The 13574-nt window shown below is 51.4% G+C and carries 11 protein-coding genes; 10 read left to right on the top strand and 1 reads right to left on the bottom strand.

The annotated features are described in order from the left end of the window. Positions 1 to 127: 127 nt before the first annotated feature. The 10 genes from MKQ68_RS21655 to MKQ68_RS21605 all read left to right on the top strand — a co-directional run bounded on the left by MKQ68_RS21655 (position 128) and on the right by MKQ68_RS21605 (position 10630). Entirely contained in the window at positions 128 to 277 is a 150-nt protein-coding gene (locus MKQ68_RS21655; protein ID WP_244836254.1) for a hypothetical protein, read from the top strand. 11 nt (positions 278 to 288) lie between these two features. Beyond that, on the top strand, positions 289 to 645 hold the full coding sequence (locus tag MKQ68_RS21650; RefSeq protein ID WP_244836253.1) for a DUF7674 family protein: 357 nt from the start codon (positions 289 to 291) through the stop codon (positions 643 to 645). A 3-nt stretch (positions 646 to 648) separates the two neighbouring features. After that, a complete protein-coding gene (locus MKQ68_RS21645; RefSeq protein WP_264280914.1) occupies positions 649 to 1299 on the top strand; it encodes a GNAT family N-acetyltransferase in 651 nt (216 codons plus the stop codon). Positions 1300 to 1371: 72 nt separating this feature from the next. Continuing rightward, on the top strand, positions 1372 to 1698 hold the full coding sequence (locus MKQ68_RS21640) for a DUF7674 family protein (RefSeq protein ID WP_244836250.1): 327 nt from the start codon (positions 1372 to 1374) through the stop codon (positions 1696 to 1698). A gap of 186 nt (positions 1699 to 1884) precedes the next feature. Then, entirely contained in the window at positions 1885 to 3600 is a 1716-nt protein-coding gene (kdpA, locus tag MKQ68_RS21630) for a potassium-transporting ATPase subunit KdpA (protein WP_264280913.1), read from the top strand. 11 nt (positions 3601 to 3611) lie between these two features. After that, a complete protein-coding gene (kdpB, locus tag MKQ68_RS21625; RefSeq protein WP_264280912.1) occupies positions 3612 to 5639 on the top strand; it encodes a potassium-transporting ATPase subunit KdpB in 2028 nt (675 codons plus the stop codon). A 20-nt stretch (positions 5640 to 5659) separates the two neighbouring features. Further along, complete coding sequence (locus MKQ68_RS21620; RefSeq protein WP_264280911.1) at positions 5660 to 6235, top strand: K(+)-transporting ATPase subunit C; 576 nt, start codon at positions 5660 to 5662, stop codon at positions 6233 to 6235. A 214-nt stretch (positions 6236 to 6449) separates the two neighbouring features. Then, positions 6450 to 7772, top strand: a complete 1323-nt coding sequence (locus MKQ68_RS21615) for a porin (RefSeq protein ID WP_264280910.1) — start codon at positions 6450 to 6452, stop codon at positions 7770 to 7772. A gap of 60 nt (positions 7773 to 7832) precedes the next feature. After that, positions 7833 to 8921, top strand: a complete 1089-nt coding sequence (locus MKQ68_RS21610; protein ID WP_264280909.1) for a universal stress protein — start codon at positions 7833 to 7835, stop codon at positions 8919 to 8921. Then, a complete protein-coding gene (locus MKQ68_RS21605; RefSeq protein WP_264280908.1) occupies positions 8918 to 10630 on the top strand; it encodes an ATP-binding protein in 1713 nt (570 codons plus the stop codon). Before MKQ68_RS21610 ends, MKQ68_RS21605 begins: the two co-directional genes overlap by 4 nt. Here MKQ68_RS21605 and MKQ68_RS21600 read toward each other — a convergent pair. Continuing rightward, positions 10619 to 13570 (bottom strand): PAS domain S-box protein, encoded by a 2952-nt coding sequence (locus tag MKQ68_RS21600; RefSeq protein ID WP_264280907.1) that lies wholly within the window; start codon positions 13568 to 13570, stop codon positions 10619 to 10621. The genes MKQ68_RS21605 and MKQ68_RS21600 overlap by 12 nt on opposite strands. Positions 13571 to 13574 lie beyond the last annotated feature (4 nt).

Genomic DNA, 13574 nt, shown 5'->3' with positions numbered 1-13574 from the left:
CAGAAACTGCACGGTCAGGCACCCCCGTAAGACGAAAGAAAATTCCTATCTGTTTGGTAAGCAAGACGATACAGGCGAACCGCCTCCTTCGGAACATCATTTGGCATCTACTCCCAAACATTAGATCATGAAACCGAAACTGATGATGCGGCCCAGGTATTCACGGCCGCGGTACAGGCCGGCGCCGAGGCACCCTTACTTCATGTACTTCCTGCTGGCAGGTCTCTTTATCGCATCGCTGGTAGCACAACTACTGGTAAAAGTTTTTCAACAGTAAAACGAACGAAAATGATCAATCAATTTGAAGTACCCGCTATGATAGAAGATGCGCTGCCTGAACTCAGCAAACCTTTGCGCCAGTTCCCGGCGGTGTTTCACATTTACGAAACAATGAGCTGTTTTACCGTATACACCTGCAGGCAGGTAACGCGTGGCGACTTTGCGCTGGCGGGGCGTTGCCTGCAACTCGCAGGTCGCCTGTACGAACGGGGTAACGAAAAAGTGAAGTATGCTATCGAACAATATTTCATGCCGGTCGTGTCTGCACTGCCTGTAAAGGACGCAGCACAACGCATTAAACTCTACTCCATCATTCCATCGCATTTATACCGCATGTTCATTCACCAACAATTAAAGCTTAGCTAAACCATGGAACCTCTTCCTTCGGCGGACATGATCGTTCGCATCGCCAACGCGGCCGATCTTGATTTTGCCCTGCCCATCGTGGCCGAAATGGAAGCCAGCGCGAAAGCGCGCGGCACAGGCATCAGTAAACGTGATCCGGAAGCGATAAAGAAAAAAATACGACAAGGCAAAGCCATCATCGCTTTTACGAAAGACGGTGTTTGGGCGGGCTTTACTTACCTGGAAGTGTATGATCAGGGACGTTTCGTAAGCAACAGCGGTCTAATCGTACCACCGGCCTTCCGCGGTTTGGGTGTGGCGGCTCAACTCAAACAACGATTGTTCGACCTGTGCCGCTTCCTGTACCCGCAGGCGAAACTGTTCGGCATCACCACCGGTTCGGCAGTAATGAAGATCAACAGCAAGTTGGGTTACACGCCTGTTCCTTACGACGAAATTACGCACGATACCGCCTTCTGGAAGGGTTGTAAAAGCTGTGTGAACTACGGCATCCTCGAAAGCAAGCAGTTTAAGAACTGCCTTTGTACGGCCATGTTATTCGAGCCTCCCAAAGAAACGTACCATGCGGATTTGGAAAACCACCCTACCATTTCTGAAGGGTGGCTGGTATCCGCCAGTAAAGAACTACTCCTTAAAAATATTATTAGCTATTGATAGCCAGAAACTTAGTGCTGTTTGTTGGCACATTGGCACTTGGCTGGCTTATCCAGCATAAATCAAAACAACATGATACCCGACGAACGTATCCCGGAACTTATTCACCAGCAGCTGCCTGCATTCACAGCAGCCCGCGGCAACAGCGTATCCAAAGTGATACATGCTTTTATGGAATATACCAGCACACTAGTGCAAAAGGGGCAGTTGCAGGAAGCCGGCAGGTGCTTCCGCATAGCGGGTGTGCTGTACCGCAACGGTAGCAACCTGTTGAAGAATGCAATCGAAAACGTGTACATCTACGGCCTTTCTCCGCTGGTAGACACACATCAGCAAAAGCTGAACGAGTTACTGCCACTGCCGCTACAACAGGTGCGCATCCAACATCATCAAATATAAAACTATGCTAACGATCCTTCTCCTGGTGGCGGGCGCCGCCTGCTTCGTGATCTTTTTCAGAACAGTGGATTACTTCGAAAAAATTTAAAAGCCATGATGACCGCATTATTTATCCTCTCGATCCTGGTTTTTGGCTACATGCTGTATGTGCTGTTAAAGCCGGAAAATTTCTAAACGCCAACTATCATGAATACAGAAATAACAGGCATTATCGTCACCTTCCTCCTTTCGGTGATCATTGCCATACCGCTCGGTAAATACATCGCAAAGGTGTATCTCGGGCAACGCACGCTGACCGACTTTTTAACGCCGCTCGAAAAGGGGATTTACAGACTCGCGGGTATTAATCCCAACGAGGAAATGAACTGGAAGCAGCATTTAAAAGCCCTGCTCACCATTAACTTCGTTTGGTTTGTGTATGCCTTTTTTATGTTGATGTTCCAGGACAAATTACCGCTCAATCCAGACGGTAACCCGGCACAAACGCCAGATCTGGCCTTTAATACCGCCATCAGTTTTATGGTGAACTGTAACCTGCAGCACTACTCCGGCGAAACGGGGGTTACTTATCTCACACAAATTTTTGTACTCGCGTTTCTCCAGTTCGTGAGTGCCGCCACAGGCATGGCCGCCGTGGTTGTGGTGTTTAAAGCATTGAAAGAAAAGACGACCACGCAGCTGGGCAACTTCTGGCAGTATTTCGTTAAATCGATCACGCGCATATTATTGCCGATCTCCATCCTGCTGGCCATTGTATTTGCTTTCAACGGTATGCCTTCCGGCCTGGATGGTAAAGGGCAGTATGTGTCGCTGCAGGGCGATACGGTGAATGTGTCACGCGGACCGGTAGCCGCTTTTGTGGCGATCAAACACCTGGGAACGAACGGTGGGGGCTGGTATGCGGCCAACTCCGCGCATCCGCTGGAGAACCCAAGCTACTTCACCAATATTGTGGAGATGCTTGCGCAGTCGATCATACCCATCGCCATGATTTTCGCTTTCGGGTTTTTTATACAACGCCGTAAACTCTCCTGGATCATTTTCGGGGTGATGACGATCGGGTTTCTCTGTCTTTTGATACCTACGGTTATATCGGAAGTCGGCGGTAATCCGGCCATTGCGAAAATGGGCATCAGCCAGGCCACCGGCGCCATGGAAGGTAAAGAAGTGCGGTTTGGTCCGGCCGCTACGGGGTATTGGAGTATCATCACGACGGTTATTTCTACCGGTTCTGTAAATGGTTGGCACGATAGCACGATGCCTGTTTCGGGCATGCTGCAAATGTTGTCGATGATGACGAATGCTTTTTACGGTGGATGCGGTGTCGGTATTCTCAACTACTTCGTCTTTATCATTATCGCGGTATTCATTGCCGGACTAATGGTCGGTCGTACGCCTGAATTTATGGGGCATAAGATAGAGGCACGCGAAGTAAAGATTGCAGCGATCATCGCACTGTTACACCCTTTCCTCATACTGGTGGGCACCGCCCTCTCCTCTTATGTATTATCGCACGGAGTGGGGGCCGGCTGGGCTACGCAGCCGGGCAGCTGGCTGAATAATCCCGGCTATCACGGCTTCTCCGAAATGTTGTACGAGTACACTTCCGCGAGCGCGAACAATGGTTCCGGCTTCGAAGGGTTAACAGATAATAACGTGTTCTGGAACGTGACGACGGGTATAGTGCTGATCGTTTCCCGCTTCCTGCCGATCATTGGTCCGGTGGCGATTGCAGGCATACTCGCACAGAAAAGGTACGTGCCCGAATCGGCTGGTACGCTGCGTACAGACACTGCCACTTTTGGTATGATGACGTTCGCCGTGATCGTGATCACTGCCGCCCTGGCCTTCTTCCCTGCGCTTACGTTAGGTCCGCTGGCCGAATATTTCTCAATGTTATAACTGAGGCAATCATGAAAAATGAAAATAAATTATTTCCGAAAGCGCTGGTGCAAGAAAGCCTGGTGCAGTCTTTCGTGAAACTGAACCCAAGGCTCATGATCAAAAACCCCGTGATGTTTATGGTGGAGCTGGGAACCCTGGTAATGCTGGTCGTTACGGCCTACACACTATTCACCGGCGATACTTCCCAAGGCTCACTCGCCTATAACGTCATTGTGCTGATCGTGTTGTTCCTCACCGTGCTGTTCGCCAACTTCGCAGAGGCGATCGCAGAAGCACGCGGTAAAGCGCAGGCAGAAAGCTTACGCAAAACCCGTGAAGAAACACCGGCCAAACTGGTATCCGCAAATGGTATTACCACCGTTTCTTCCGCTCAACTTAAAAAAGGAGATGTGTTTCTCTGCGAACCAGGCGACATTATCCCTGCGGATGGTGAGATTGTAGAAGGTCTCGCGAGCATAGATGAATCGGCCATCACCGGCGAAAGCGCACCGGTGATCCGCGAAGCGGGTGGCGACAAATCCAGCGTGGTAGGCGGTACCAAAGTACTGAGCGATCGCATCAAAGTACGTGTAAGCACCGAAGCCGGTGAATCCTTCCTGGATAAAATGATCGCACTCGTAGAAGGTGCCAGCCGCCAGAAAACGCCGAATGAAATTGCTTTAACGATCCTGCTGGCCAGCTTTACACTGGTGTTCATCATCGTATGTGTAACGCTGAAACCCTTCGCGGATTATGCGAATACAACAATCACCATTGCCGCCTTCATCTCTTTGTTTGTTTGCCTGATACCCACTACCATCGGCGGTTTGCTGTCTGCTATCGGTATTGCCGGTATGGACAGGGCACTGCGCGCCAACGTGATCACTAAATCCGGTAAAGCCGTAGAAACCGCCGGCGACCTGGACGTACTGCTGTTGGACAAAACAGGTACGATCACCATCGGTAACCGTAAAGCCACCAATTTTTACGCAACGAACGGACTGTCACAACAGGCGTTCGTAGAGTTGTGCGCACTTAGTTCCCTGTCGGACGAAACGCCTGAAGGTAAATCTATCGTAGAACTGGCAGGTAAAGAGGTCGTGAATAAACTGAGCGTGAAAGATGCCACGATGGTACAATTCACCGCCGAAACCCGCAGCAGTGGTATCGACTTGCCTAACGGTACTAAAGTGCGCAAAGGCGCATACGACGCCATCCGCCAGCTGGCCGAAAAGTCTGGCCACTCCTTTCCTGTAGAAACAAAGGAGAGAGTGGAGCAAATTTCAAAAGACGGCGGTACTCCACTGGTAGTAGCGCTCAACGGCGAGGTGAAAGGGGTGATTGAATTACAGGACATTATCAAACCCGGCATCCAGGAGCGTTTCGAACGCTTAAGAAGGATGGGGGTGAAAACCGTGATGGTCACCGGCGACAACCCGCTTACCGCACAATACATCGCTGCTAAAGCCGGCGTCGACGATTTTATCGCAGAGGCAAAGCCGGAAGATAAAATGCGCTACATCAAACAGGAACAGCAGGAAGGACGCCTGGTGGCCATGATGGGCGACGGTACCAACGATGCGCCGGCCCTGGCGCAGGCGGATGTGGGCGTGGCCATGAACAGTGGAACACAGGCCGCAAAAGAAGCCGGTAACATGGTGGACCTCGACAACGATCCCACCAAACTGATTGAGATCGTAGAAATCGGCAAACAGTTGCTGATGACGCGCGGCACGCTCACTACGTTCTCCATTGCTAACGACGTGGCCAAATACTTTGCGATCGTGCCGGCGTTGTTCATCGCTTCTATTCCCGCTTTGCAGGGATTGAATGTGATGCACCTTCATAGTCCGGAGTCGGCCATTCTTTCTGCCGTGATCTTTAACGCGATCATTATTCCCATACTGATACCGTTGGCGCTGAAAGGCGTGGCTTACCGTCCGATCGGGGCCAGTGCGCTGCTTCGCCGCAACCTGTTCGTGTATGGTATCGGTGGTATCGTAGCGCCATTTATCGGCATCAAGCTGATTGATATGTTGATGGCGCTGTTCTTCTAATTTTCTAAATCATTATCAGGATGAAAAAATACTTAATGCCCGCTGTTCGTCTCACCGCTGTACTTATTGTGTTGTTAGCGGTCATGTATCCCCTGCTGATCGCAGCGGTAGGTAAAATGAGCAAAGGCGGAGGCAATGGCGAAACGGTAGCCGTAAACGGTAAAGTGGTAGGCTTTGCGAATGTGGGGCAAAGTTTTACGGAAGATAAATACTTCTATTCCCGTCCGTCCGCAGTGAATTATAACGCGGCCGGTTCGGGTGGTTCTAACAAAGGCGCCAGTAACGCCGACTATCTCAAAGTAGTGGCGGAACGTATCGACACCTTCCTGGCACATAACCCGGGCGTAAAGCGCGACGACGTGCCGGTGGAACTGGTGACGGCTTCTGCCAGTGGTCTCGATCCGCACCTGTCGCCGGCAGCGGTTTATGTGCAGGTAGCCCGCATTGCCACAATACGCGGCATCCCGCAGGAAAGAATCAATAAGCTGGTGGAGTCGCATGTGCAGGCACCATTACTCGGACTGCTCGGCCCATCCACCGTCAACATCCTGCAGCTGAATATCGCGCTGGACGCCCTGTCATCTATATCAAAATAGCGTTTGATAATTTACTATCCATGAACCCTGTTTTGCGCCCTGTGGTCATTGCCGCCTCGCATGCTGAGCGGCAATGGCTCCCGGCGCCGACCTGGAAAGTGCAACAACATCTATCCTGGAAAACCTTAGGTACCGTGCGCTGTGCCGCATATGGCATAGCGCACCGGTATCGTATCAGCATCAAAACAATTTTTTATCTGACCTATATAGTTTTATGAAACGAGTAATGATTAGTGCAGCCATCATCGCTGCCATGTGTACAACGGCCGCCGCGCAGGACACCATCAAACCAAAAATTCCGTTCGAGGGAATGGACCTTAGCTGGGTGAACGGTCAAAACAGGCAAACCGATTTTCCGTTAACGCTGAAAGACAAAAACGGCGAAACGATCCTTACGGGCGTTGCTTACATGGACGCTTATTACAACTACGACTTTAACCGGCCGATCGACAATACCCATACGATATCATCGTCCATCGGCCGCAGCAACGAGTTTACGATCAACATGGCAAGCGTTGGGCTGGAAACCAATTATAAAAACATCATCGGCCGCCTCTGGCTGCAATACGGGCAGATGGGCTCTATCGTGCAGGACCTGGACGGCTCCGTGGGCCATGGTCGCAACACCAACATCAACAACCTGAACTACATCCGCGAAGCAGCGGCGGGTTATCACTTTAACAAGTGGTACGGCATCAATGTGGAGATGGGTATTTTTATGAGCTACATTGGTCTGGAAAGTTTTGTGCTGGGCGAGAACTGGAGCTACCAGCGTAGTGCGGTGTGTGAATTTACGCCGTTCTATTTTACCGGTGCGCGTGTTCAGATGTTCCCCTCTAAAAAACTGAGGACCGAAGTATGGTTGTTAAATGGCTGGCAAAGTTATAACAGCTGGAACCAGCGCATCGGTTTTGGTAGCTCCACCTATTACCGCCCGAATGAAAACCTGCAGCTGGTAGCCAACTTTTATCTCGCCGGTAAAGATACGCGCAACAGCACCCGTTCGCGCTTTCACCACGATAACAGCATTGTGTACCGCTACTTCAAAAACAGGACAGGCGGCGGCTTCATTTCCCAGGCGGCTTTGAGCCTGAACAACCACTACGGTTTCCAGGATGGTGACGGAGCCAAACCGAAGGATCAGTACATGGCAGGTACCTCGCTGGCGAACCGTTTCTGGTTTGCGAAAAACAAGCTGGCGCTTACACTTCGGGGAGATATTATGACCAACCCCACGGCTTACCTGGCTTATTCTCCATCGCCCGTAGCACCTAACGACTACACCGATGCGATGGAAGCCGATCCGAAACAAAAGCTGAACATAGGCCAGTTCTGCGCCACCTTCGACGTAATGCCTAACGACCACGTAACGTTCAGGATGGAGTACGGCTATCGCGGTGCAAACGTGCCTTATTTCGCTGGTCGCGGCGGTACCACTTCGCCTGATGGCTGGGTAGATACGCCGACCAACAACTGGCGTCCCGACCTGCGTAAAATGGAAAACAGGCTAACGGTTGCGGCCAGCTTCCGCTTATAATTTTTGCTTGCCGGCCTCGTGTTGAACGGGGCCGGTATTTGCATTTTAAATCAACATCAGATGCACGTTTTACACCGCCCGCAGGGTAAGTTTAAAATTTACATAGGCATGAGCGCCGGCGTGGGCAAAACCTACCGGATGTTGCAGGAGGCGCATGGCCTGCTGCGAAGTGGTGTAAACATCCAGGTCGGTTTCGTGGAAACGCACGGCCGCCGGGAAACACAGGCCCTGTTGGCCGGCATACCCGTGGTGCCGCGGCGGCAGGTGTTTTATAAAGGCAAACTGCTGGAGGAAATGGACCTGAACGCCCTGCTGTTGCTTGCCCCGGACTGGGTGATCGTAGATGAGCTGGCACATACCAACATCCCCGGCAGCCGGCACGAAAAGCGCTGGCAGGATGTAGTGGAGCTGTTGAAGGCCGGCATCAACGTAATATCGGCAGTCAATATTCAACATATTGAAAGCATTAATCACCATGTGAAAGCCATTACGGGCGTAGAGGTAACCGAACGCGTGCCCGATAAAATGTTGCAGATGGCAGACGAAGTGGTGAACATCGATCTAACCGCCGATGAGCTCATCACCCGTTTAAAAGAAGGCAAGATTTACGAAGCGTCGAAAGTCGAAACGGCGCTGAAAAACTTTTTTCAGTCAGAAAAGATATTACAGCTGCGGGAGCTGGCGCTGAAGGAAGTGGCGTCGCAGGTAGAGCGTAAGGTAGAAACCGAAGTGCCCCGTGGTCAGCAGATGCGCCACGAACGTTTCCTGGCCTGTATTTCCACCAACGATGAAATTGCCCGTAAAGTTATTCGTAAAACCGCCAGGCTGGCCGCGTACTACCATGCCGACTGGCGTGTGTTATACGTGCAAACACCGGCAGAGAGTACAGGGCGTATTAACCTGGCCTTGCAGCGGCATCTGATCAACAACATGAAACTGGCTACAGAACTGGGGGCGGAGGTGATACAGGTGCAGGATGCCAACATAGCCGAAGCGATCATTCGTACGGTAAAGGAGCGGGATATTACGACTGTTTGTATCGGTAAGCCGCATATCAGCCTGTTCCGGCTTATATTGCGTACGAATATTTTCAACCAGCTGTTAAAAACCTTATCTTCCAATGAAACCGATATCGTTATCCTGTCATGAGTAAGTCCGGGCTTAAATCGAAGATCACGGCCGGTGTGCTGTTTTTGTTTTTTATGCTGATACTGGTCAGCGTAGTCGGTTATTATTACCTCACGCGGCTGAACAACGAGGCCCGGATGGTATTGGAGGATAACTACGAATCGCTGGAGTACAGCCGGGAGATGTTATGGGCGTTAAACAACTGGCCCAACGCCACGCGCTTCGAAACAGCACTGGCCAAACAGCAGGAGAACGTAACAGAGCCGGGTGAGGCCCAGGTCACGATGAGCATTTCCATTTTTTACAAAAGTGCAGCAGGCGCCCCGCAGTTATCGCCTATTGTCGCCAAAGCGCTTCGACAGGAAATAGACAAGCTGATGGATTTGAACATGCGGGCCATCGTGCGGAAGAACGAACGTGCCGGTAAAACGGCCGAAACCGCCTTGGTATACATCGCCATTATCAGCGGCGTGTGCTTGTTGCTGGGCATTACGTTCGTATACAATTTCCCCGGCTATATTGCCGATCCCATTCAAAAGTTAACTGAAGGCATTAAAGGTATTGCCAATAAACAATATAGCCAGCGCCTGCATTTCAAATCCGGCGACGAGTTTGGCGACCTGGCCAACGCGTTCAATATCATGGCGCAGCGGCTGGATGAATATGAACATAGCAACCTCGCGCGCATCCTGTTCGAGAAGCAACGTGCGGAAGCCGTGGTGAGCAGTTTGAAAGATGCGACCATCGGTTTTGATGTGAACGATGTCGTGTTGTTCGCCAACAAACAAGCCTTGCAACTTCTTAACCTTGGTGAGGGCGAGCTGCCTGGCCGCACCGCCAGCGAAATCGCGCAGCGAAACGATCTGCTGCGTTACCTCGTTACCGAAACGAGCAACGTGCCCCTGAAGATCGTGGTAGATGGAAAAGAGAGTTTTTTCACCCGTGAAATGGCGGATATTATGCAGGACGGGCAGCGCATCGGCTACGTCATCATCCTCCGGAACATCACTACTTTTAAAGAACAGGATATCGCGAAAACTCATTTTATCGCCACCATCTCCCACGAGTTAAAAACGCCTTTGGCCGCTTCAGATTTCAGTTTACGTTTGTTAGAAGACGAGCGCACCGGCCCATTATCCACCGACCAGCGAGAGCTGCTGGATAGTTTAAAGCAGGATAATCGCCGTATGATCAAAATGGTGAGCGACCTGCTGGATTTTTCCCGGGTGGAAAGTGGCAACATCCAGTTACAGATCCGTTCCGTAAAACCCGCTGGCATTGTGGATTACGCACTGGCAGCAGTGCAGCGGCAGGCGGATGAGCAGCAGGTAACGATCAATTATGTGCCCGATGATCATCTGCCTGCAATTACTGCTGATGCGGAGAAGGCGGCTTGGGTGCTGGTGAACCTGCTCACGAACGCGATCCGGTATTCGCCGCAGCAGGGTGTAATTCAACTGGCCTTACAGCCGGTAGATAACACACTTGTGTTTAGCGTGGCCGACAACGGGATGGGTATACCGGTGGCGTTCCAGCAAAAGATATTCGAGCGTTTTTTCCAGGTGCCGGGTATGGAAAGTCAAAAGGGCAGCGGGTTGGGGCTGGCCATTGCGCGGGAGTTCATCGAGGCGCAGGGCGGCAAAATAGGGGTAGAAAGCACCGAGGGCAAAGGCAGTCGCTTTTACTTTTCGTTGCCCTTGTCCCCGGCGGAGTCACTTTTAATTTCTTAAAGCGATTTCCTCTCTCAAAATGTCATCCGCCTCCTCGTATAATTTAATTACCTCCTGTATATCTTCGATGATCGTTTTGGTATGTTCGCGGTTTGTGGCATTCTCTTCGATTTGCAGTAACAATGCGATCATCGGCACAATACGGATCGTGTTCAGTTCTGCGCGCAGCTGCCGGGAGCCGCGGGCTACGGCAGGCCAGTCTTCTTTCCTGGCGAAATCGAGCATTTCGTGTAGTAAATAGTCGGAGCGTTGCCGGAACATTTCCACCACATCTATTAAAAAGTCACGATTGTTTTCCCCGAGCGCCTGCAGGTAGTGTGTGTCGATGAGTGTCATCGGTTCTGCGTGTTCCAGGATGGCGGCTTTGCTTTGCAGGCTGCGCGCCGTGCGTATAATACTTTCCTGTATTTTCCTATACAGTTCTTCGGGGATAAAGGGTTTAGAAATGTAGTCCGTCATGCCCGCCCGTACACACTTTTCCCGTTCCCCATTGATCGCCGAGGCCGTCATAGCAATAATTGGCGTAGTGTAGCCCATCTCGCGGATGAGCGCTGTGGCCTTGTAGCCGTCCATACCGGGCATCTGGATGTCCATGAGAATGCAGTCGTATTCTTTTTCTTTCACGTTATCTACTGCTTCGGCGCCATTGCTTACCACATCTACCTTCGCGCCGGCCTTTTGCAGGGTGTAGATGGCTACTTTCTGGTTGATGATGTTATCTTCTACGACGAGCAGCTCACGTCCTTTCAAAGAAACTACCGGCAATTCGTGTACATCTTCCTGCTCGGGTGCGGAAAACAAATTACGCGTATAAGGGATGTCGAAACGGATGCTGGTGCCCTTACTCACCGTACTTTCCAAAGTGATGTGCCCTTGTTGCAGCTCTACCAGCTGTTTACAGATGGCGAGGCCCAGCCCTGTGCCGCCGTATTTACGATCGGTGCCTGCATGTGACTGCGTAAAACTATCGAACACTTCTCCGATTGTTTCCTGCGGGATGCCGATGCCCGTGTCCCGCACTTCGAAGCAGATGGTGGCTTGCGTGTCGTCGATGGTGCGCAGGCCGGCAGACAAGGAAATCGATCCTTTCTCCGTAAATTTGATGGCGTTACTCAGTAAATTATCCAGCACCTGCCGCAAACGTACGGGGTCGCCCAACAAATGGGAGGGCACGGCCTCATCTACCCGGCAGGCAAGCTCCAGCCCCTTTTCATGGGCCTTGTGCACAAAAGGATATAGCGTTTTGCGTACCACGTAGCGTATGTCGAAGTTGGTTTGCTCAATCGCCATTTTTCCTGATTTGATCTTAGAGAAATCGAGGATGTCATTTATAATTACGAGTAAATTGTTGGCAGAGTCTTTAATGGCGTCGAGAAATTCTTTTTGTTGCGCCTGCAACGGTGTTTGATGCAGCAGGTTGGTCATGCCGATAATCCCGTTCATCGGCGTACGGATCTCGTGGCTCATGTTGGCCATAAACGTTTCCTGCGCGCGTTTGGCCGCTTCTGCAGAGCGCTTGGCGGCAATCAGCTGCTGTTCATGTTCGATGCGGTGTGATATGTCGGTAGAGATGCCGCATACCCCAAACACCCGGTCTTCATGATCGCGCAGGGGAAACTTAGTCGTCGTGTAATAATACTTCTTGCCCGCGTACACGATGTTGTGTTCGAGCTTTACGGGCGCTTCCATACGCAGCACATCCAGGTCGGTGGCGGTATCGCGCAATACGTCGAAGGGTGGCGGCAGTTCATTATTGTTACGGCCAATGAGCGCGTCGGCCGTCACATGATATTTCTCCTCGAACTGTTTATTGATCAGCAGGTACCGGCCATCGAGATCTTTAATGAACACGATGGTGGTCGTGTTATCGAGGATCGATTGCAACAGCAGTTGTATCCTGTTCTGTTCCTGCTGCGACTGGCGCAGCTCGTCCTGGATGCGTTTCTTTTCATCAATATCCTTAACAATGCACTGGAAGCCGGTGAGCTGATCGCGTTCCCACATGAGTGTGGCGTGCTGTTCTACCCAAATCTGCCGGCCGTCTTTCCTGCGGATGCGAAACTCTTTGGTGGTGCTTGACAGCTGGTTGCGCACCTGAGTTTCGTAGTGCGTGGCAAGTTCCTGCTGCGTGGTGTCGTCGAGGAACAGGCGGTAATGTTTGCCCTGCAACTCCGTGTTGGTATGGCCGGTAATGCTTTCTACTTTCGGGCTGATATACGTGAAGTAACCGGCGAGGTTCGTCGTGTACATGATTACTTCCGCATCCTCGATGAGGCGGCGGTACTTGATTTCGCTGTTACGCAATTTGTTTTCCGCGCTCTTGGCCCGCGCATATTCAAACGCAAAGCGCAATATGCCGATGGTGACGAAAAGGAGTGCGATGATGCTGCCCGCCAGGGAAAGGTTATACACTTTATTGGCGAAAAACCGGTTGTTCGCAATATGCCGGTCCATCAAAAGGCGCTCCCCGTCGAGCAGACGCCTGTGCACATCGGCGATGGACTGCAGCAGCTGCACCCGCCCTGTATCCTGCATGGCTGCTATGGCTTTTTCAGGCGATGTTACGGCTGCCTGACGGATGGAGTGGTCCAGCTGTAAACGTTCGTGCATGAGCGTTTGCAAAGAATCTGCCCGCGCTTCCTGTAAGGAGGATGCGGAAAGTTCGCGCAGTTGCGAGAAGTGGTCGTGTAAACCGGCGGCAGACGTATGCCTTGCCGGAACAGTGTCCAGCGCAGCCACAAAGCCGTTCATCGACGCGTTGAGCGTCGTATGATGTTGATAAATGGCGTGCAGGAGCCGCATTTTTTCGTCGGACCGGCGTACCTGTTCGCCGCATTCCATTGCTTTTTGATTGGCTACGATAATCTTATACGTAAACCAGGACATGGACAAGGTGGCAACGATCAATACAATAAGCACAGGGCTTTTAATGATCTTCATCATT

It is taken from the genome of Chitinophaga horti, assembly GCF_022867795.2.
Lineage (GTDB): Bacteria > Bacteroidota > Bacteroidia > Chitinophagales > Chitinophagaceae > Chitinophaga > Chitinophaga horti.
This window is presented reverse-complemented; position numbering and strand designations above follow the sequence as displayed.